Origin of the sequence: Methylocystis rosea, from assembly GCF_003855495.1 — a bacterium.
GTDB classification, from domain to species: Bacteria; Pseudomonadota; Alphaproteobacteria; order Rhizobiales; family Beijerinckiaceae; genus Methylocystis; species Methylocystis rosea_A.
In genome coordinates this window covers 608,177-629,182 of the sequence record NZ_CP034086.1, presented here as the reverse complement: position 1 = coordinate 629,182, position 21,006 = coordinate 608,177, and the positions used below count along the sequence as shown (strand labels likewise).

Below are 21,006 nucleotides of genomic sequence, written 5' to 3'. Positions count from 1 at the left end.
GTCCATTGCGCTTACGCCTGTGGCGGCGGCTTTCGAACTGCCGCGGCTTCGCGTGCCCAGCATCTTCGGCGGCGGCGAACAGAAAGAGGGGCAGCCCGCGCCGCCCGGCGCCACGCCTGATTGTCCCGAAGTCTTCGTCGAAAGCGGCGCGGCCATGCTGCGTTCGCCGCCGGACGCCGACAGCGCCAATGTGCGCTATCAGCTTTCGCTTGGCGAGACGGCGCGCGAATGCGTGGTCGACGGCGATCGTCTGACGATCAGAGTGGGTCTTGAAGGCTCCGCCGTGCTCGGCGCGCTCGGTCAGCCCGGCGCCTTTGGCGCCAATCTGCGGGTGGCGATTCGCCGTCTGAAAGACGATACGCTCGTCGCCTCGAAGACCTATCGCGTCAGCGCGTCAATCCCAAAAGGCGGCACGCGGGGCGAATTTCAGGTCGTCGCCGATCCGTTCACGGTGCCGCTCATGAGCCCGCGCGCCCAGGACGATTATGAAATTCTGGTCGGCTTTCAGGGCGCAGAAAAGCCCGCGGCCGAGAAAAAGCGAAAGGGCGGCTAGAGCAGGTTCCGAAAAAGTGACCGACTTTTTCGATAAGAACCTGCTCAAGCATTTTGATTTGCCTCAGTGCGCGAGCGACTTCAATTCCTTGATGCCGTCGCCGACGAAATCCTTGCCCGCGCCAGCGCCGGCGGCGAGCGCGCGCTCGGCGATCTTCACCGCGGCGTCCGCGGCGGCGGCGCGCACTTCGGCCGAGGCCTGCGCCTCCGCCTGAGCGATCTTCTGTTCGACCTGCTTGACGCTGCGGTCCATGAATTCGCCGAGCCGACGACGCCCCTCGGCGGCGATCAATTCCGCCTCTTCCTTCGCCTGCGCGACGATGGCCTTGGCTTCGGCTTCCGCTTCCGCCCGCTTCTGTTCGAAGGACGCAAGGAGCGCCTCCGCTTCGTTGCGCAGGCGTTCAGCTTCGGCGAGTTCGCCCTTGATGCGGTTAATGCGCGCATCGATGAAGGCGGCGAACTTCGAGTGCGCGCCGACCCAAATCATCACGAGAAGGAAGATCGTGAAGCCGACGGCGACGTAGAATTCCGCGTCGAAATGCATTGAGCCTCTCCTCAGTTCGACGCTGTCGCGTGCTTGGCGAGCGCGGCCTGATCGATTTTGGCGCCGGTGAGCTTCTCGACGATGGAGGCGGCGGCGTCGACGGCGATCTGCTCGACATTGGCCAGCGCCTGAGTCTTTGCGCTCGCGATGCGCTCGTCGGCGGCGCGGATCTTCTCCGCGGCCTGCGATTCGGCGAGTTCGCGCTGCTTTGCGGTCTCAGCGGCGATCTTGTGCTGCGCCTCGCGGCCGATGCCTTGCGCCTCGTCGCGGCGGCGACGAAGGTTTTCGTCATTCGCTGCCGCGGCGGCCTGCGCCTTCGACTGCATCTCGCGCGCGGCGCCGAGATCTGAAGCGATCTTGGCGCCCCGGTTCTCGATGATGCCGCCGACGCGCGGAAGCGCGATGCGCGACATCAGCACGTAAAGCAATCCGAAAATGACGACGAGCCAGAAGATCTGCGGCGCGAAATTTTCGGTCTGGAAGGGCGGAAACACGCCCTCATGATGCGCTTCGCCGGCGCCGACGGTCTCGTGCGTCGTCTGCTCGCCCTCGGCGGCGAAAGCGGAAGAGATGATCGCCATGGACATGATCCAAGTCTATCCAAGTCTCGACAAAGGCCGCGCGGCGGCCGCGCGGCGCATGAGAAAGCGCGCCCGGCCGCAAGGCCGGGCGCGAAACGTCACTGCTTCAGGAACAGCAGGATTGCGATGAGAAAGGCGAAGATGCCCAGGCCTTCGGCAAGCGCCGCGCCGATGATGGCGTTGGTGAACTGGGAGGCGGCCGCCGACGGGTTGCGCAGGGCGCCGTTGACGAAATTGCCGAAAATGATGCCGACGCCGATCGCCGCAGCGCCGGTGCCGATCGCCGCCAGTCCGGCGCCGACGAGTTGCATTTCTGACATATCTTTCTCCTGCTGAATGGGGCGACGTTTATTGTTCGATTTTTATCAGTGGCCCGGGTGAATTGCGTCGTTCAGATAGACGCATGTGAGAACGCTGAAGACGAACGCCTGCAGACAGGCGACGAGCAGTTCGAGCGCATAGAGCGCGACGATCGCCAGGATCGGCACGGGCGCGAGCGCCGCCCAGGCGCCGGCTCCGAGCAGCATCACCACGAAGCCGCCGAACACGGCGAGGGTGATGTGGCCGGCGAGGATATTGGCGAAGAGACGGACGGAAAGCGACACCGGCCGCGACAGGAAGGAGATGATCTCGATCGGCACCAGCACGACGAGCACGGGCAGCGGCACGCCATGCGGCACGAATAGGTTGAGGAAGCCGAAGCCGTGGCGATAGAGGCCGTAAACGACCACGAGCGAGATCACCACGATCGCGAAGGCGAAGGTGACGACGATCTGGCTCGTCACCGAATAGGTGTAAGGCACAAGCCCGATCAGATTGGCGATGAGAATGAAGGCGAAGAGCGTGAAGACGAAGGGAAAGAACTTCATCCCTTCCGTCCCGGCGGTCTGACGCACCATGCCGGCGACGAATTCATAGAGCATCTCGGCCATGGCCTGCACGCGGCCCGGCACGATCGCCTTCTTGGAGGTCGCGAGGATCATCAGCGCGACGACGCCGAGCGCGGCGAGCAACATGAACAGCGAGGCGTTGGTGAAGGACGTCTCGACGCCGTTAATCTCGAAGGGCCACAGGCGATGCAGTTCGAACTGCTCGATGGGATTGGACTTTGCGGCTGCTTCTTCCGGATTCATCGCTTTTTTCCGGGCGTCGCCGCCCGGCCCCGCTTGGCGCTAGGACGCGCCTTCGTGTTCCCTAGAGCGCTTCCCGATCACAACATGTGATCGATAGGAATCGCTCAAAATCAAAACGTTGGAGCAGGTTCTCATCGAAAAAGTCTGTCGACTTTTTCGGAACCTGCTCTACTCCTCGCCCGGCGCTTTCGGCTTCGCCACGCGATAGACATTCCAAAATCCCGCCGCGACGCCCAGTCCGAGCATCACGATCAGAAGCCATGGCGTCGTGCCGAGCCACTGATCCGCCTGCCAGCCGATGACGGCGCTGACCAACACCGCCCCGACGAATTCGGAGAACGCGTTGAGGCCGACGCGCATGGCGCGCGTGAAGCCCTTGCGCTCCGTCCGCGGCGCCGCTTCGGCGGCGGCCTGCTCTTCGTCGACCTTGCGCAAGGCCGCGTTGAGCTTTTGAAGCCGCGCGTTGAGCGCCGCGCGCTCCGCGTCTTCCGCGTCGTCGTCGTTCTCGTCGCTCATCGGCGTTGTTCGCCTCGCAGATTGCGCCATGCGCAAAAATTGAACGATGGCGCGACGCCGCGCGACGGAAAAGTCGAACCGTTCGGGAGACGGCGCGAAATTCTCGGCTTGCGGCCAATCCTTTCGAGCCGCGCGCAACATATTTCCGGTCTTTCATTTAGTCAAGGCGAGGCTCGTCCAGATAACTCATTGAAACAAAAGCCTGTTTATCGGAACAGACCCATCTGCTCTCCAACGAGGCGCCGCGGCGCGGCAATTTGCCGGCGCTCGGACGCACGGAACTGTGACAGAGGGAAGTCTGTTACGCTTTTATGACGCTTCCCATACGATCCCTGGCGCCACTGATCGGCTTCCTGCTCTTGCTGCTCGCGCCGAGCCTCGCGATCGCCGGCGGCGCGCTGTCGTTTCACCTTCGCTTCGAGGCGCTGCTCGTCGTTTCCGGTCTTTGCATCGCGGCCTGCGTGCTCGGCGGATATTCCTTCGCTGAACTCGGTCTGGGCGCGCCAAGAGGCGGTCGCGCCTGGCTCATCTGCGGCGCGCTGACCTGCCTGCTTCTGGCGGCAATCGTCATCGAGGCGCAGTTCCTGAACCACTCGGCGCCGGAGCCGAATTGGGTCGCCTTCGCGCCGTTCTATGTGCTGGTTTCGAGTCCCTGCCAGGAGGTCGTCTGCCGCTCGGTCCCCAAGCTGATCGCCGATCGGCTGCAGATGAGCGGACGCAATTACGTGCTGTTTTCCTCGGCGGTGTTCTCGCTGATGCACGGCGCCTATGGCGATCCCGTCCTGCTCGCCAACACGTTTCTGGCCGGAGTCGCGTGGAGCACGGCTTATCTTTTCACGCGCAACGTCTGGCCGCTGACCGCCTCTCACGCCGCCGTCGGCTCTTTCGCGTTCTGGATCGGACTTGCCTGATCGCCACGCGGTCCGGCGATGATCGCCGCGCGCAGCAGCAGCCACAACACGCAGGCGTTCAGCATATGCCACAAAAAATGCGCGCCGAGCGGAACGGCGGGACAGATCGCGCGGTCGATCGTTCGAAAGGCAAGCGAGATTGCGAACAGGAGCGCGGCGGCGGCAAGCGCGCGGGCCGTACCGCGCTGTCCTCTCGATCTCCAAAGCAGCGCGGCGAAGATTGTTAGCGCGGCGAGCGCCGGCAGATAGCCGATCGACCCGTTCAGCGCGTCAATTGTCGTCGCGAAGAAGGAGAGCGCCGCGAAGGCGAGCGTGATCGCCGTCGCTAAAAAGGGCGACAGACGAAAATAGCGGCGAAGCGCCAGCAGGAAATAGCCATAGATGAAGAGCGCGATCGGAACGACGTCGAGCAGCATGGCGCCGCGCGTCGCCACCGTATGGAAGACGAAACTCCCGACGCCGACCGACGCCGTGACGATGATGAGCGCGAGCGCAGGATAATCCGCCCCGCCCCGGCGTCGCCAAAGAAGAAAGGCGCTGGCGGCCGCGATCGCGAAAGCGAAATTGCTCAGCGCATTCGCTGGCTCCGCCCAGAAGGCCGAACTCAGCCTTTCGCAATAATCCATCACCGGCGCGCGCCAATCCATGAACGGTTCTTTCCAATCCAATTGCAACGACTGAAAGACAACTTCGGAGAAAAGCCGGAGGAAAAATATTGCGAGTAGAGGACTGGGTCACCGCCACGCAGCCGACGACTGTCTGCGGCTTCGGAAAGCAAAGGAAGCGCACAAAAGCTGATTTGGCGAGAAACTCTTGGGAGTTCACTTTATTGTTGTAGACCGGATCCGCCCCAACGGCTACATTGCACGCGCAAAGACCTCATGAAAGTGCGGCCTATGCCACAATTTTATTGGGCGGACGGCTATGGATCTTTCAGCTTGCGATAGAGAACCCATCCACCTATCCGGCGCGATCCAGCCGCATGGAGTTTTGCTCGCGCTCGACCCTGATCAGATGACCGTCGTCCAGGTCGCGGGCGACACGATGGCGCTTCTCGGCATGCCCCCTGAGCCCTTACTGGGCCAGAGCTTGGAGGCCCGCCTCGGCTCGGTTGCGGCGACCAAACTCTGCCGTCTCATCGACGAGGCGATCGTCATTCCACGTCCTTTACTGGTGTTCGAGACAACGATCGGCGTCTCGCCAATGGCGCTCGACGGAGTCGTGCACATCTCCGAGGGATTGATCGTCATCGAACTTGAACCGCAGCGCTCCGGGTACGAGCGCGAGCCTTTGGCGCTTGTGCAGCGGATGGTCGCCAATTGCGCCGCGACGGAGACGATTTCGCAATTCCTTGCGTCCGTCGCCAAAGAAGTTTTCAAAGCCACCGGCTTCGACCGCGTGATGGTCTATAAATTTCTACAAGACGGGTCGGGAAGCGTTATTGCCGAGTCCCGCGCCGAAGGCGTCGACTCGTTTCTCGGGCTTCGATATCCGGAGTCCGATGTTCCGCAGCAGGCGCGACGGCTCTATGTCGCCAATTGGTTGCGATTGATTCCCGACGTCGCTTACACGCCGGCGCCGCTTGTCCCGGCGGACAACCCGAAAACCGGCCGGCCGCTCGATTTGAGCCACAGCGTCCTGCGAAGCGTTTCGCCCATCCATGTCCAGTATTTGAAGAACATGGGCGTGCAGGCTTCCATGTCGATGTCCATAGTGATCGAGGGCGAGTTATGGGGCCTGATCGCCTGCCATCACTATTCCCCGCATTTTCTGGACACACGATTGCGCGCTGCCTGCGAATTGTTTTCGCAAATCGCTTCCCTTCAGCTTCAGGAGAAGATCGCATCAGAGCTGGCGCGAGAGCGCGTGAAAGCCGGAGAGATCGAGCGCGCGATTGTCACCTCTATGGCGCGAGAAGGCTTCAACGACGCGCTGATTTCCAATCGGCCGAATCTGTTGGATCTCATCCCCGCGAAGGGTTGCGCGGTCTTTGTCGATGGAAAATTGTCGAGCCTCGGCGACGTGCCTTCTGAAAAGCAGATTATTTCGCTGATCCATTGGCTCGACGCCAATGGGCAAGATGGCGTTTTTGTCAGCGAATCTCTCGCTGCGCTGTTTGCGCCAGCAGAAGACTTTCGTCAGGTCGGCTCCGGCGTGCTGGCGATATCCGTTTCGCGGACGCCCAGAGATTACGTGATTTGGTTCAGACCGGAAGTCACGGAAATCGTGAAATGGGCTGGAAACCCGGAAAAGCCCGTTCAGCCCTCGTCCGACGGCGAGACGCTGTCGCCCCGCGCCTCCTTCACGGCCTGGGAACAAATGGTGCGCCTTAAGTCGGAGCCGTGGACCGGCAGAGAGGTGGAATCAGCCAAATCGCTCCGCACGTCCATCATGGAGGTCATACTTCGCACGCTTGATGACACGTTGCGCGCACGTCATGAAGCAAAAGCCCACCAAGACATGCTCATGGCCGAACTCGACCATCGGGTGAAAAACACGATCGCCATCATTCAGTCGCTCGTTCGCTTCACCTCACGTTCGGCGATCTCGCTCGAGCAGTTTCAGGAGGATTTGCAAAACCGCCTGTTCTCCATGGCGCGGATGCAGACGCTCTTGACCGAGAGCAGGTGGGAAGGAGTGTCCATCAGCGCATTGATCGAATCGGAGCTCGATACGCTTCCTGCGGATTGTTGCCAGGTCGCAGGCCACCCGTTTGTGCTCAAACCAAAGGCCGCGCTCGCCGTCAGTCTCGCCATTCACGAACTCGCTACGAATGCGCAGAAGCACGGATCTCTTTCAATCCCGGGCGGTCTCGTCAGCATCGACTGGGACATCGAAGAGAACAGCCCGGCCGATGTATTCGTCATTACATGGAAGGAGAGCGGCGGCCCCCCCGTTATGCCGCCAACCAGATTGGGCTTTGGACGCGTGCTGCTGGGAAAAGCCATCGCGCTCGATCTACAGGGCGACGTGAACCTGAGATTCGACCCGGAGGGCGTGCAGTGTCGTTTGAAAATGCCGCTCACTCAGATCGTGCGGCGAGATGAGGCGCCTAGCGGCAAGAAAGTGCGCATTACGCCCAACAACCTCATTGCGTGCGACAACGCACGCGTGCTCGTTATTGAGGACTCCGGCCTTGTGGCGCTGAACGTGTGCGACCTGCTTCGTACGCATGGAATGATCCCGGTCGGACCGTTCGGAATGGTTCGAGAGTCTTTGCGCGCGCTCGACGTCGAGAGTTTCGATCTCGCTTTGCTCGATATCGATCTCCACGGCGAGCCGGCCTGGCCAATCGCCGACGCCTTGATGGATGCGCGCACGCCGTTTGTTTTCACGACCGCTTACGAGAGCGATGTGGTCATTCCAGCCCGGTTCGCAGCCATGCCCGTGGTCAATAAGCCTTACCAGGAGCAGCAATTGTTGGCGGCTCTGTCCAATGCTTTAGTCGGCGACTCCAATTAGCGCGGCATGCGCGCGCGGCGTGAGTCACCCCGAACAGCCGGTCCCATGCGCGCGCAGAGGGCTGAGCGCGAGCGCAGGATAATCCGCCCCGCCCCGCCGTCGCCAAAGAAGGAAGGCGCTGGCGGCCGCGATCACGAAGGCGAAATTGCTCACAGGACGACGGCGTTCGTCGTGTCGCCCACCCTCCCCCTCAAGGGGAGGGTGTTTGCGCTTTCTCTCCCGGCAGCGTCGTCGACTCGCCCAGCGTATCGCGCACATAGAGCTTGATCACCGCGACATAGATGATGACCGTCAGCGGCGCGGCGAAGATCGTCGCGCCCAATCCGAACAGCGTGCCGAACAACGCGATCGAAATGAGCATGAGCGCCGGCGGCACACGCACCAATTGCCGCTGGATGAGCGGCATGATCATGTTGCCGTCGAGCTGATGAATGGCGAGATAGGCGAGGATCGTCCAAAGCATCGTATAGGGGCCGATCGTCGCCGCGACCGCCACTGAAGGAAAGATCGCCAGAATCGGCCCGATATAGGGGATGAATTCCGAGAGCCCCGATATGGCGCCAAGCGCGAAGGGCGACGGCAGGCCGATGAGCCAGACCGCCACGCCGGCCATGACGCCCATCGTGACCATTTCAATCATCTGACCGAGCAGCCAGCGGCGCAGCGCAGTGGAGACGTGACCGAGCGTTTCGCGCGCTCTGTTGCGCCAGCGCGGCGCAAACAGCAATGTGAAGCCTTCGCTGTAGAGCGCCGGCTCGCTCGCGATGAACACTCCGGCGAAAAAAGCCACGAGTCCGCCCAGAACGGCCTCGATGCTGATGGTGAACGACCGTCCGAGCAGACCCGACAGCGAAAAATCTTCGCTCAACGATTTTGGCAGATAGTCGGCGAGTCCCGATCGGCTGATTTCGATCGAGATGGCGTCCGCTGTGTCCTCGGCGCGGCGCAGCACCTCATGAAACTCCGAAGCCATTGTCCGGCCGAAGAGATAGAAGGTTCCGCCGATGACCGACGCGATCAGCAGGCCCGAGAGCGTGAGCGCCACGCCGCGCGGCAGGCGCAGCTTGAGAAACGGCGTCGCGACGAGATGAATGAGCGTTGCGACGAGCACCGCGCCTGTCGCAAGCACGATGACGTCGAAGAGCAGCCAGATGAGAAACGGCGTTAGGGCGAGCGCAATGAAAATCGCCGAACGCAGAACGAATTCGCTTCTGGTCATATCAGCTTCGCCCGATCATACGATTTTCGTTCGAACCGCTCGCAGGTCATTCCCGACGCGCGTCTTGCGCGCGATCGGGAATCCAGAAGCAAAACCAGCATTCCTGGATCGGCTCTGGATTCCGGGTCAGGCCTGCGGCCTGCCGGGAATGACGGCGTTGCGGACAAGATCAACCGAAAATTGACCTCACGCGTTCGCGCCCAAGCAGAGGCCAAGCGCGTCCTCGTCTGCGACATTTAGGGCGCCTAGGGGTCCAATCAGCTCAAGAACGGTCTCGATCCATTAACTCGCCAGCGCGAATTTCTCCGCCTGCTCGAGATCGACGGAGACGAGCTGCGAGATGCCGCGCTCGGCCTGCGTCACGCCGAACAGCCGGTCCATGCGCGCCATGGTGATCGGATTATGGGTGATGGTGACGAAGCGCGTGTCGGTCTTCTTGCGCATCTCCTCGAGGAGATCGCAGAAGCGCTCGACATTGCTGTCGTCGAGCGGCGCGTCGACCTCGTCGAGCACGCAGATCGGCGACGGATTGGTCAGGAACACCGCAAAAATCAGCGACATGGCGGTCAGCGCCTGCTCGCCGCCCGACAGCAGCGTCATCGTCGTCGGCTTCTTGCCCGGCGGTCGCGCGAGAATGTCGAGGCCGGCCTCAAGCGGATCGTCGCTTTCGACGAGCTGCAATTCCGCCGCGCCGCCGTCGAACAGCAGCGTGAACAGCTCCTTGAAATGCGCGTTGACCTTGTCGAAGGCGGCGAGCATGCGCTCGCGCCCCTCCTTGTTGAGACTGGCGATCGCGGCGCGCAATTTCTTGATCGCTTCCGAAAGATCGTCGCGCTCGGCGATCATTTTTTCGCGCTGCGCCTCGACCTCGGTGAGTTCGTCCTCGGCGCGCAGATTGACGGCGCCGAGCCGTTCGCGGTCGGCGCGCAAATTCTCCAGCCGCCGTTCGATGTCGGCGATCTCCGGCAGATCGTCGCCGTCTTTGACCTCGGCGAGTTGCGCGAGCGCCTGCGGCGTCGATTCGAGATCATGCGCGATGGCGCGCTCGACGTCGGCGACGCGCTGGCGCGCGGCCTCCAGTTGCGCTTCGCTGCGCGCCATCTCTTCGCGCGCGGCGCTCATCGCCTCGAGCGCGGCGCGCGCGGCGCGGTCGGCCTCAGTGAGACGCGTTTCGGCGCTGGCGCGCGCGTCGGACGCGTCGCGGCGGGCGGCCTCGGCCTCTTCGAGCGCATTCATCAGCGCGCGGCGCTGGCCGATGAAGGCGTCGGGCGCGTCGTCTAACCGCGCGTTTTCCTCTTGCGCCGTCGCCAGCCGCTCTTCGAGTTCGCCGATGCGGTCCTGCGCACGATCGCGGCGCTCCGCCCATGACGAAGTTTCTCGCGCGATCGCCGCGAGCCGCGACGCGCGCGCGGCTCTTTCGTGGCGCAGGGAGGCGACCGCGGCCCGCGCCTCGCCGGCCTGGGCGCGCTCGGCCGTGGCGCGGCCACGCAAATTCTCCAAAGCGCCGGCGAGGAACGCCGGCTCCTCAAGCTGGTCGAGCGCCTGCGTCACGCTTGCGCGCTTCTGCGCGGCCTCGTCGCGATTGGCGAGCGTCCGCGCCTTGGCTTCCTGCAGCGCCGACAGGCGCTGGGCGATCTGCCCCTGGCGACGCTCCGCCGTCGAATGGCGTTCGCGCGCTTCCTCCAGGCGGACGCGGGCGCGGCGATGCGCGTCGCGCGCCTCCGCTTCGGCCTGAGCGGCCGCTCGCGCGGCCTCGCGCGCGGCGTTCAACGCTTGCGTCAGCGAATCGGCTGCGGCGCGCGCGGCGGCGGCTTCGACGCGCAGATCGGCGAGCCGGTTCTTCTCGGCGAGGCGGCGCGCGGCGGCGGTCGGCGCCTCGGCGGCCTGGGTGAAGCCGTCCCAGCGCCACAGATCGCCCTCCTTGGAGACGAGCCGCTGGCCGGTTTTCAAGAGTTTGCGCAGGCTCTCGCCCTCTGTGCGCAGCACGACGCCGATCTGCGCGAGGCGACGGCGCAGCGCCGGCGGCGCATCGACAAGCGCGGCGAGCGCGCGCACGCCATTGGGCAGGGCCGGGTCGCCCTCGCCGGGCGTCACCGACCAATGCGCCGGCGCCGAATCATCGGCCGAGGCGTCAAGATCGTCGCCAAGCGCCGCGCCCAGCGCGGTCTCATAGCCTTTCTCGACGGTCATGCTCTCGACGACCGGCGCCCAGAGGCCGCCGGAGCCGGTTTGCAGCAGATGTTCGAGCGTGCGGATTTCGGTCTCAAGCCGCTGGGCGCGCAGCGCCGCCGGCTCCAGCGGCGTGCGGGCGGCGGCCTCGGCGTCGCGCGCCCGCCGCGTGGCGGCCTCGGTCTCCTGCGTCGCTTCTTCGGCGGCGCGCGCGTCCTGCGCCGCCTGTTCGAAGGCCTGGGCGAGACGCTCGACCTCGTCGGCGCCGCCGCCCTGCCCGGCGATCAGCGCAAATTCCGTCTCGATGCGGGTCAGCTCCGCCTCGAAGCGCGCGACCCGCTGATTTTCGTCGCGGAGCGCCGCTTCGAGCGCCGCCCGCTTGGCGTTGACGCCGGCGAGTTGCTCCTGCGCGCTCGCCAGCTCGGCCTCGGTCGCCGCCAGCGCGGCTTCGATGTCGATCAGCCGCGCTTGCGCCTCGGTCTCGCGGCCGGCGTCGTGGGCGTCGCCGCCTTGCAGCTCGCCGCGCTCGTCCTCAAGCCGCTGCGCGACCTCGGCCGCGTCCTGGATCAGCGCGCGTTCACGTTCGAGATCGCGGCCGAACTGTTCGATATGCCGCTGAAGCTCGGCGATTCGCTGCTTGGCGCGCTGCTCGTCGGCCTCGAGCGCCTGACGCGCGACGACGAGCCGATGCAGCGCCGCGCCGGCCTCGGCCTCCTTCTCGCGCAGCGGCGGCAGCTCATGCGCGGCGACCGCCTGAAATTTCGCCGCCTCGGCCTGCTCCAGCGTGCGTTCCTGCACGCTGCGCCGGCCGGCGTCGAGCTTCTCGGCGGCGCCCTGCAGCTGCTGTGCGGCGAGCTGATAGGCGAGAAGCGCCGCCAGCGCCTCATTCTTGCGGATTTGCGCCGCAAGCCCGCGGTATTTGTTGGCTTGGCGCGCCTGCCGCTTCAAGCTGTCGGCCTGGCTGTCGACCTGCTTCAGCACGTCTTCGAGGCGCGTGAGATTTTCCGACGCGGCGTTGAGGCGCAGCTCAGCCTCGTGCCGGCGCGAATGCAGCCCGGCGACGCCGGCGGCGTCCTCAAGAATGCGGCGGCGCGCCTGCGGCTTCGCCGAAATGATCTCGCCGATCTGGCCCTGGCGCACGAGCGAAGGCGATCGCGCGCCGGTGGCGGCGTCGGCGAAGAGAAGCTGCACGTCGCGGGCGCGCACCTCGCGGCCGTTGATTCGGTAGGTGGAGCCCTGCTCGCGCTCGATTCGGCGCGTGACCTCGATCGCGTCCGCGTCGTTGAAGGCCGCCGGCGCGGTGCGCGACGAATTGTCGAGCACCAGCCCGACTTCGGCGAGATTGCGCGCCGGGCGCGAGCCGCCGCCCGAGAAAATCACGTCGTCCATGCCGGACGCGCGCATGTTTTTATAGGAGTTTTCGCCCATCACCCAGCGCAGGGCTTCGACGAGATTCGACTTGCCGCAGCCATTGGGGCCGACGACGCCGGTCAAGCCCGGCTCGATGAGGAAATCGGTCGGCTCGCAGAAGCTCTTGAAGCCCAGAAGGCGCAGGCGCTCGAATTTCATTGCCCTAAAGACCGCCACAAACTACAGGGGAAAGCAAGAAAACCGACGCGATATGTTGTGGGTAGGCGCTTCGTTTCACGCGTCGCGCCATTTCCCCGACACACGGCGGGGCGCCGAATCACGATTTTCATTGCATCGCAGGATTGCGGCGGAAAAAATAGGAATAGAGACGCTGGGCGTCTAGTGAAGGACAGCTATCCTCTCCCTCATGCTGAGGAGCGCCCGCAAGTCGCGATTTACCCGACTCGCGGATTTAATGTCGATCTCGGGCAGGCCCGAGATCGAAGGCGCGTCTCGAAGCACGAGGGAGAGCTTAAAAGGCGTGCGTGAAGGTTCCCTCGTCCTTCGAGATGCCTGCTGCGCAGGCTCCTCAGGATGAGGAACCTTCAGTCGAGCACTGCGAATCTTTGAGCGAAATCGCGAGGCTCCAGGGCGAAGAATGGGTTCAGCCAGTCCGCGGGACGAAGATTTCTGGGTGTTCGGCTACGGGTCGCTGATGTGGCGGCCGGGCTTCGACTTCATCGACAGCGCGCTCGCCTGGGTGCACGGCTATCACCGCGCGCTGTGCATCTTCTCGCATGTCCATCGCGGCACGCCGCAGCGGCCGGGACTGGTGCTGGGGCTCGATCGCGGCGGCTCCTGCCAGGGCGTCGCCTTCAAAATCGCAGCGCGCGACCGCGACAAAACGATTCGCTATCTGCGCGAACGCGAACTCGTCACCTCGGTCTATCTGGAGAAAACGCTCGGCGTGCGATTTGTGGACGGCGGCTGCGCCAAGGCCCTCGCCTATGTCGTCGACCGCACGCATATCCAATATGCCGGGCGGCTGCCGGAAGACGAGATGATTCGCCTGATCGCCGAGGGCGTCGGCCTCAATGGCGACAATCCCGCCTATGTGCGCAACACATACGAACATCTGCTGCGGCTCGACATCCATGACGCCGAGCTCGCCGAGGTCGTCCGCCGGCTCGATCATCAGTCATGCCGAGCGGGGCCCGCGACCGGCGGCGCCGGCGATGAGCCGACGCCGCTTTGACGCGACGCCATACGCAACGCGCACGAAACTCGCGACGCAACGCTTACGCTACAGACGGTCCGCCTGATCAGTTGAGCAGCGACGCGGAAAGATCGCGCAACGACGCGGCGTCGGCGCAAAAATGCACATGCCATTCGGCGACGCCGAGCTCCCGCGCGATCTCGCGCAGCCCGCGGCGGTCGCCGTAGCTGCGTTCCTGCGCGAGAAAGACGCAGACCGGCCGCGTCGCCGCGCCCTCCCGCGCGACGCCGATGACGACGCCATTCGTCACGTCGGCGACGAAAGAGTCCTCGCCCGACTGAAACACCGAGCACACATAGCGGCGGCCGGAAGCGCCGCGCCAGGAAAAGAACCGGCTGCGCAGCGAATCCGTCTCGGCCAGCGATAGAAGCGCCTGGCCGCGCGGCGCGGAATCCTCAAGCGTTTGCCCCAAGACGCTGCTAGAGGCGCTGCGAGAGATGCTGCGAGAGACGCTGAAAGACGGATAACGGGGCTGATACATGGCACGATCCGCTAATCAGGGATGAACACGGAACATGACTAGAACGAAACGGGCACAGCGTCAAGGAGCGCGCGCCCATCCATGTCTCTTGGGTTCCTGGCAAAAGACAGGACAGGCGCGCACGCGCCGCTACTCGCCAACGGCGCAAGACGGTTGCCCGTCTCACGCACTGTTATGCATGGCTTCGATCTTGGAAGATGTGCGCCAACGCGCATGACAAACGCTGTTACCTCTTACGAGGTGGGCGCCGATTGAGGCTTTCGCAATAGCGCGAGCGCCCTAGCCGTTCGCGCCGCCGCCCGCCGTGCGCAGCCAGGCCGCGCCGCAGGCTTTGGCGAGTTCGCGCACGCGCAGAATATAGCTCTGCCGCTCGGTAACCGAGATCACGCCGCGCGCGTCGAGAAGATTGAAGGCGTGGCTCGCCTTGATGCATTGGTCATAGGCCGGCAGCGCCATGAGATGCATCTCGTCGCCCGAGCCCGCGCCAAAATGCAGCAGGCGCTCGCATTCGGATTCGGCGTCCTTGAAATCTTCAAAAAGTTTGCCCGTGTCGGCGGCTTCGAAATTATGGCGCGAATATTCCTGCTCGGCCTGCAGGAAGACGTCGGCGTAGGTGACTTTTTCGTCGCCGTCGCGGCCGTTGAAATTCAGCTCCATGATGCTGTCGACGCCCTGCAGATAGCAGGCGAGACGCTCCAAGCCATAGGTGAGTTCGCCGGCGACCGGCGCGCATTCGAATCCCGCCACCTGCTGGAAATAGGTGAACTGCGAGACCTCCATGCCGTCGCACCAGCATTCCCAGCCGAGCCCCCAGGCGCCGAGCGTCGGGCTTTCCCAATCGTCCTCGACGAAGCGGATGTCATGGAGCTTCGGATCGATCCCTATCGCGGCGAGCGACGCGAGATACAGCTCCTGCAGATCGGGGGGCGAGGGTTTGAGGATCACCTGGAACTGATAGTAATGCTGCAGGCGATTGGGGTTCTCGCCATAGCGCCCGTCCTTGGGGCGCCGGCAGGGCTGCGCATAGGCCGCGCGCCACGGCTTTGGCCCGAGCGCGCGCAGCGTCGTGGCGGGGTGAAAGGTGCCCGCGCCCATCTCCATGTCATAGGGCTGCAGAATGACGCAGCCCTGCGCCGCCCAGAAGTTTTGGAGGGTGAGGATGAGCCCCTGGAAGGAGCGGATGGGGGAGAGATGGGGGGAGACGGGGAGCATGGGAAAATCCTGCACGAGTTGCGCGCAAGCTATTGGCGGGGCCAACGCAGGTCAACGACATGCTGCGCCGATGGCGAGGCGGGAGAATATCCTCGTTGCGCCAAGAGCAGACCCGTCGAGATCCATCAACACACAAAAGGTCATCGCACAGCTGTACCATCGGCTTTCGGACCCGGGTCGCCGCGTTCATGAGTACGTCGTGGCCGTCATCTCTGCGCTTTTGTGAATCGGGTAATTGACCAGAATTTCATGGGCGTTCTTTTTGATGAGGATGCTAAACTCGTCTAACGGTAGATCGTTTGTGTCAATACCAAACGGATTCTCGATCTCTTCTGCTAACGTCTCAAGGCTTGCAAGAACATAAAACATGAAACTCGTGACCAAAATTGTCCAATAACCAAACTCTGGCGCAAAAACGAATGGCATGCTGATAATGTAAAAGAAGACAAACTTCTTTATGAAAACATGATAGGAAAAGGGTATTGGCGTTTTTTTAATGCGCTCACATGCCCCGCATATATCTGAAAGCGCCGTCAGGTCGCCATTCAGCGTCAAAAACTGAACTTCGCTAATCAATCCCTGTCGATTAAGATTTGCGACGTCCATGAATAGCTGTTCTGCAGCGAGGCTCGGCGCATGGTCCACCGGGTACGGAATGTCACTTGCTTGACCTCGCAGATGGTCTTTGAGCACGTCAGCAAAATTCGCTATATCGAAAGCGATCGTCGCTCTAACGCGATCTTGTGCGTCCAAATACGAATGACACTTTAGTGCGATATTTCGAGATGTGTTGACGAGAGAACCCCAAAGCCGCCGACCCTCCCACCATCGATCATAAGCGGTGTTGGTTCTGAACACTAGCAAAAGCGAGATAACGAACCCAAAGAGGTTATGAACTGTCGCTGTATATTTTAGATACCCCGGCATTATTCCGGAGTTGCAGTACACTACTAGTAACGTAAACAGCGCGACGATGGATATGTTTGGTAAGAGAGTCCTTAGAGTGTCTCCCTCGTGAAACTGGAAGATAAGCTTCCACCACGCTTTTGTGTCGTACCTGAGCATGCTGCTCTCGTTTAGCCTTTCGCCGCCTAATCGCTTCCGCGTTGTGATCGTTTGGGTTGCTGGCCAAGGACGCACCCAAATAAAAGGCCCATCGATAACGAAAATCGAATGTCGCTTCTGGCGCCCGAGTTTGCGCGGTAGCGACCACTTTTAGCACGGGTTTCAACGGTCGCACCGTAGCCGGGAAGATCGCGGTTAGTGAAGGGCTGCTTTATAAGGCCCCGTTGAGACCGCTTAGCGCCAGAAGCTGACCTTGATCTGCGAACAGATATCGGACGTTCGCGAGAGGATTCCGCAATGACCGCTATCGGTCCGGAGTCCAACGGGAACTGTCGACCGATCGGCGACATCTCCAACATGGAAGGGTCATGTCAGCCCTCGGCGGACAGAGGACTGCCGCCAACGTCGCCGGCAAGTCACCAGTTAGGCGGGAAGCGGCCGGAGGCCAACAGGCCGGAACTGGGCGCCGCCACGTCGCACAGCAAGGAAAGGGAACGGAATAGAGGGGTCCTGTGGCTTCCGCCACACGCAAAAATATTGCACTTTACGTGCCTCTTGACGTGAGGGGGCGCCTTTTGTCGGTTCGATGGCTGCATATTTCCGACGTGCACGAATGTTCGCGCGAAGGTTTCCACCGCGTTGGCATGTACGAGGCCATCGTCCGAAATGTGAAGCAGCAACCTGCGAAGCCGGACATAGTGTTCTTCACCGGCGATTTGGCGTTTTCCGGGACAAACCCGGAATACGGGCTCTTGCGCGAACGCTTCCTAGATCCCTTGCGCGCCGCCCTCCCGAAGGACTGTCCGATTTTTACCGTTCCGGGCAATCATGACGTCGATCGAAAGCGCGCCGGCAACCCACGCAGCTGGATGACGGATGTCGAACAGCAGCGCATGTTCCAGCAAGTCGATGAGGACGGACGTCAAAAGCGCGTCGACATGATCCTTCCGCGATTCGAAGCCTACCGGACGCTCGAACACGCCCTTGGGGCTTGGGGCGAGGACTGGCTGGCGTCCGAGATGGGGGCGGCATGCGCCACCCGCGAGATCAACGGCAAACGCGTTGCCGTCGTGGGCATCAACACTGCTTGGCTTTGTCATGACGACGAGGATTGGGGGCGTCTTACTGCCGGACGAACAATGGTGGATGCAGCGCTTAAGAGGGCCTCGGACACGGCGCCGAGTCTCATCATTGTCATCGGCCACCATCCATTGGCGGCGATGACCGGCGAAAAGGATTGGTCTGACGGGGAGCGTATCCGGTCACGGCTCGAGCAGGCGAATGCGATCTACTTGCACGGCCATCTGCACCGCTCCGGCGCACAGAAATCAGGCGACGCGATGCAGTCCGCGTTGGCTATCCAGGCGCCTTCCGGCTTCCAGGCTGGCGATAGTCCGATCTGGCGCAACGGCGTCATGTGGGGCGAGGCGAATTTGGCCACCGGTCGGCTGGTCATCGAGCCGCTGCGCTGGAACGACGATCACAGAGAGTACGTTTTCGACACTGACGCCGCTCCATCCCGGCTTCGAATCGCGAAGCGGGACGCATACGCCTATCCGTTGCCTGGCCCGAAGCCCGAAAATCCGCCCGCAGCTTCGCTATTCAGCGAGCAGCCGATTGTCCCCGCACCCGAAGGATGGCGGATCATAGACGCCGCCGAGCTTGCGCGGATGACCGCCGAGCGTCTCACAACCGAGGAAATGGCCGATTGGTTCAACGGTAGCTTTCCGCGCTGGGAGGCGGCTACCGCCGCAGGCGTTCGTCCTCGGCAGATCGTGGACGGTCTCGTCCGCACTTTCGAGGCGGCGCATCACGCCGCTCCTCGGCCCGTCGCGCGTTTGCTGACGGGTGCCGGTGGGGAAGGAAAGTCGGCGGCGCTGCTGCAAACCGCCGCGGGTTTGCTACGAGGTGTCCGGCCGTGGACCTGCCTTTGGCGCCAGAGCTCGACCGCTGAACTACCCGGCAACTGGCTGGAGTTGATGCCGCCCAAGCCGGACCATGCTTGGATTGTAACAATAGACGACGCCGAAAACGTCGCCGCAGGCTTGCCTAGCGCCCTGCACAGCTTCAACGTGCGTACGGATGTGCACTTCGTCCTGGCAGCACGCGAGGCCGATTGGGTTCTCCGCGGGCTGAACGATCAGATGTGGCAGAGAGTGGCGGACTTCCGGCGCGTGCGTTTGGTGGGCCTCGACGAAGAAGACGCGCGTCGCATCGCCGAGGGGTGGGCGGCTTGGGGCGGAGGCGCCATGGGCAGGCTGCAAAACCACACTTCTGAAGGCGCGGCGAAGATACTTCTCGACAACGCGCGCGAGCTTGCGGGGAAACATGAAGAAGGTTCACTGCTCGGCGCGCTGCTAATGACACGCGAAGGCGAGGAGCTTCGCCAACGCGTCTCCCGTCTGATGGCGCCCTGGGTTTCGGCCCCCGGCGTCGGCGACAAAACGCTGCTTGATATCTATGCCATGATCGCGGCGATGCACGCGGAGAACCAGCTATATCTGTCCCGCACCGTCTTGGCCTTTGCGCTGCGTTGCGACGAGTTGCGGCTCGATTGCGGCCCACTCCGCGTTCTTCGCAGCGAGGCCATGGTCGATGGCGGAACGACCTATGTTCTGACGCGCCATCGCCGGATCGCCGAGGCGGCACGCGACTGGCTAGTCGAGAGCGGTTACGAAGTTGATCGATGGTATCCGTTTCTTGCGCGGTCTGCGCTTTCTGAATTCTTGAAAAATCGCGGACGGAACCAGGATATCAATAGTTGGCACCGTGACCTAGCACGACACTTTCTGAACGCTGGTCCGGTTCGATGGTCAATCGCTCGCGCAATTTCGAAGGCATTATTTGAGGTAGATCGCGACGACCCCTTGCGGCTCACCGATTACAGCCACATTCTCCGAGCCACCGAACAGCCGGGCGAGGCGTTGGCGCTAATGCGCGAACATGCGCCCCGCTTCCCCGGACGCCGCGACGTCCTCTATGAATGGGGCGTTTCGGCCGGGGCAGCAGGCGATTTGGGGCTGGACGTATGGCTCGTAGCGCGGTCGCTCGCGGACGACCGGCGGGCGCCCTTCCTTCCGAACAATGTCAGGCTTGCCCTCGCCGGACTCGGCAGCGCCTTTCGCGAACTTGCGGCGACGACATGCCGAAGCGAGTTCGCAGCCGCGCAGGCTGCGTGCGGTCGCCTCGGCCTACGCATCCCCGAGCTTGACCCGACGGGCCGCAAATATTTCGAAGCATACGCCGCAGCGGCACCGTCCCCTAGCCGCGTCGCGCTGTCCGTCGAAAGCGACATCACCATGTTTAGCAAGGCGGCCGCCGAGGCCTCGTACGAAGCCGAGCTCGAAAATGTTCATGGGCTGGACGCGCTGATCGGCGAACCGGACGGTTACAGCTACAAGATGCTCGCCGCCGCTGTTTCTGGAGAGAACGGCGACCGCCGCAATAACAGCGGCAACCGCTCATAGGCGGGCTCTATTTCGGCAGGCGCATTCGAAGTGGTCGTCGCTTTTGGCCAATTGCCGCGTCCTATCGGTCACTTGGCCCGTGCCCTCAACTTTGGTGGGCGTTCGCAACGTAAGAACTTGCGGTCATTTCGCGCCCCATTGCCGCGCGGCCGCACCGGGTCGAGACAGGCATCCTAGGGCGATGCCAGGAATGTCGGGATTGGGTCATAAGCACCCGTTCGATCCGACCTTAGACCGCCACCCGCCAGTCGACGCCGACAGCGCGCGCCCCTCAAAACTCCTGCACGGTCGGCCGCACCACAATCTGGTTCACGTCCACATCCGCCGGCTGCTCGATCGCATAGCGAATTGCGCGGGCGATTGAATCCGCCGGAATCGACTGCTTATAAAATTCGTCGACGAATTTGCGGCTCGCCGCGTCGGACGTCCCGGTCTTCAATTCCGTGTCGACCGCGCCCGGCATGATGACGGTCGTGCGGATCTTGCCGCCGACTTCATGGCGCAGCCCTTCCGAGATCGCCGCGACCGCGAATTTCGTCCCGCTATAGACCGTGCCGCCGGGGCTGAACACCTTTATGCCCGCGACCGAGGAAATATTGATGAAATGGCCTGAGCCCTGTTTCTCGAACACCGGCAGCGCGGCGGCGACGCCATAGAGCAGGCCCTTGATGTTGATGTCGATCATCCGGTCCCATTCATCCGTGCGGCGTTCCGAAAGCGGCGCGATCGCCATCAGCCCGGCGTTGTTGATGAGGACGTCCAGCCGGCCGAAGGCCTGAACCGCGCCGGCGACGAAAGCGTCGACCTCGGCTTTCTTCGTCACGTCCACGGCGATGGCGACCGCCTTTCCGCCAGCGGCGGTGAGTTCGCCGGCGATCGCCTCGAGCCGCTCGAGTCTTCGCGCGCCGAGGACGACGGCGGCCCCGCGCGCGGCGAGATCGCGCGCCGTCGCTTCGCCGATGCCGCTCGATGCGCCCGTAATGGCGACGACCTTGCCTTCGATTGCGTTGCTCATCCCTAGGGTCCTCCGGTTTCCTCTTCATAGAACAATTTGAAGCGGCGAAGGTT

Annotated in this window: 17 protein-coding genes; 5 read left to right on the top strand and 12 right to left on the bottom strand. The window is 62.9% G+C overall.

The window, feature by feature from the left end:
- Positions 1-19 precede the first annotated feature (19 nt).
- The gene (locus EHO51_RS02905; RefSeq protein ID WP_245434720.1) at positions 20-553 is read left to right on the top strand and encodes a hypothetical protein; all 534 of its coding nucleotides are present in this window, start codon (positions 20-22) and stop codon (positions 551-553) included.
- Positions 554-616: 63 nt separating this feature from the next.
- On the opposite strand, the gene EHO51_RS02900 is transcribed toward EHO51_RS02905, so the two are convergent.
- The 5 genes from EHO51_RS02900 to EHO51_RS02880 form a co-directional block, all read right to left on the bottom strand.
- Complete coding sequence (locus tag EHO51_RS02900; protein ID WP_029652008.1) at positions 617-1,096, bottom strand: ATP F0F1 synthase subunit B; 480 nt, start codon at positions 1,094-1,096, stop codon at positions 617-619.
- A gap of 11 nt (positions 1,097-1,107) precedes the next feature.
- Positions 1,108-1,677: an ATPase gene (locus tag EHO51_RS02895; RefSeq protein ID WP_245434719.1), complete on the bottom strand. Its 570-nt coding sequence runs from the start codon at positions 1,675-1,677 to the stop codon at positions 1,108-1,110.
- 98 nt (positions 1,678-1,775) lie between these two features.
- On the bottom strand, positions 1,776-1,997 hold the full coding sequence (locus EHO51_RS02890) for a F0F1 ATP synthase subunit C (protein ID WP_014892520.1): 222 nt from the start codon (positions 1,995-1,997) through the stop codon (positions 1,776-1,778).
- Between the two features lie 45 nt (positions 1,998-2,042).
- Positions 2,043-2,810, bottom strand: coding sequence for a F0F1 ATP synthase subunit A (locus EHO51_RS02885; protein WP_018407488.1), 768 nt, complete (start codon positions 2,808-2,810; stop codon positions 2,043-2,045).
- Between the two features lie 168 nt (positions 2,811-2,978).
- Entirely contained in the window at positions 2,979-3,467 is a 489-nt protein-coding gene (locus EHO51_RS02880) for an AtpZ/AtpI family protein (RefSeq protein WP_245434718.1), read from the bottom strand.
- Between the two features lie 170 nt (positions 3,468-3,637).
- On the opposite strand from EHO51_RS02880, the gene EHO51_RS02875 reads away from it, so the two are divergent.
- Positions 3,638-4,237, top strand: a complete 600-nt coding sequence (locus EHO51_RS02875; protein ID WP_124737622.1) for a CPBP family intramembrane glutamic endopeptidase — start codon at positions 3,638-3,640, stop codon at positions 4,235-4,237.
- Here EHO51_RS02875 and EHO51_RS02870 read toward each other — a convergent pair.
- Positions 4,192-4,884 (bottom strand): ceramidase domain-containing protein, encoded by a 693-nt coding sequence (locus EHO51_RS02870; RefSeq protein ID WP_124737621.1) that lies wholly within the window; start codon positions 4,882-4,884, stop codon positions 4,192-4,194. The two genes, EHO51_RS02875 and EHO51_RS02870, sit on opposite strands and share 46 nt — an antisense overlap.
- A gap of 277 nt (positions 4,885-5,161) precedes the next feature.
- Here EHO51_RS02870 and EHO51_RS02865 point away from each other — a divergent pair, with 277 nt between their 5' ends.
- Complete coding sequence (locus EHO51_RS02865; RefSeq protein ID WP_124737620.1) at positions 5,162-7,699, top strand: HWE histidine kinase domain-containing protein; 2,538 nt, start codon at positions 5,162-5,164, stop codon at positions 7,697-7,699.
- Between the two features lie 190 nt (positions 7,700-7,889).
- Here EHO51_RS02865 and EHO51_RS02860 read toward each other — a convergent pair whose 3' ends face one another.
- Positions 7,890-8,918, bottom strand: coding sequence for an AI-2E family transporter (locus EHO51_RS02860; protein WP_124737619.1), 1,029 nt, complete (start codon positions 8,916-8,918; stop codon positions 7,890-7,892).
- 282 nt (positions 8,919-9,200) lie between these two features.
- Positions 9,201-12,656: a chromosome segregation protein SMC gene (gene smc, locus EHO51_RS02855; protein ID WP_124737618.1), complete on the bottom strand. Its 3,456-nt coding sequence runs from the start codon at positions 12,654-12,656 to the stop codon at positions 9,201-9,203.
- Positions 12,657-13,095: 439 nt separating this feature from the next.
- On the opposite strand from smc, the gene EHO51_RS02850 reads away from it, so the two are divergent.
- The gene (locus EHO51_RS02850) at positions 13,096-13,692 is read left to right on the top strand and encodes a gamma-glutamylcyclotransferase (protein ID WP_124737617.1); all 597 of its coding nucleotides are present in this window, start codon (positions 13,096-13,098) and stop codon (positions 13,690-13,692) included.
- A gap of 67 nt (positions 13,693-13,759) precedes the next feature.
- Here the strand turns inward: EHO51_RS02850 and EHO51_RS02845 are convergent, their stop codons facing one another.
- The 3 genes from EHO51_RS02845 to EHO51_RS02835 all read right to left on the bottom strand — a co-directional run bounded on the left by EHO51_RS02845 (position 13,760) and on the right by EHO51_RS02835 (position 16,471).
- Positions 13,760-14,194: a hypothetical protein gene (locus tag EHO51_RS02845; protein WP_245434717.1), complete on the bottom strand. Its 435-nt coding sequence runs from the start codon at positions 14,192-14,194 to the stop codon at positions 13,760-13,762.
- A gap of 279 nt (positions 14,195-14,473) precedes the next feature.
- Positions 14,474-15,406 carry a glycine--tRNA ligase subunit alpha gene (locus tag EHO51_RS02840; protein ID WP_018407477.1) on the bottom strand — a complete coding sequence of 311 codons (933 nt, stop codon included), beginning with the start codon at positions 15,404-15,406 and terminating at the stop codon, positions 14,474-14,476.
- Positions 15,407-15,592: 186 nt separating this feature from the next.
- On the bottom strand, positions 15,593-16,471 hold the full coding sequence (locus EHO51_RS02835) for a bestrophin family protein (RefSeq protein WP_124737616.1): 879 nt from the start codon (positions 16,469-16,471) through the stop codon (positions 15,593-15,595).
- Between the two features lie 644 nt (positions 16,472-17,115).
- Here EHO51_RS02835 and EHO51_RS02830 point away from each other — a divergent pair.
- A complete protein-coding gene (locus tag EHO51_RS02830; RefSeq protein ID WP_245434716.1) occupies positions 17,116-19,938 on the top strand; it encodes a metallophosphoesterase family protein in 2,823 nt (940 codons plus the stop codon).
- 271 nt (positions 19,939-20,209) lie between these two features.
- Here the strand turns inward: EHO51_RS02830 and EHO51_RS02825 are convergent, their stop codons facing one another.
- Positions 20,210-20,953: an SDR family oxidoreductase gene (locus EHO51_RS02825; RefSeq protein WP_124737614.1), complete on the bottom strand. Its 744-nt coding sequence runs from the start codon at positions 20,951-20,953 to the stop codon at positions 20,210-20,212.
- Positions 20,954-21,006: the final 53 nt, after the last annotated feature.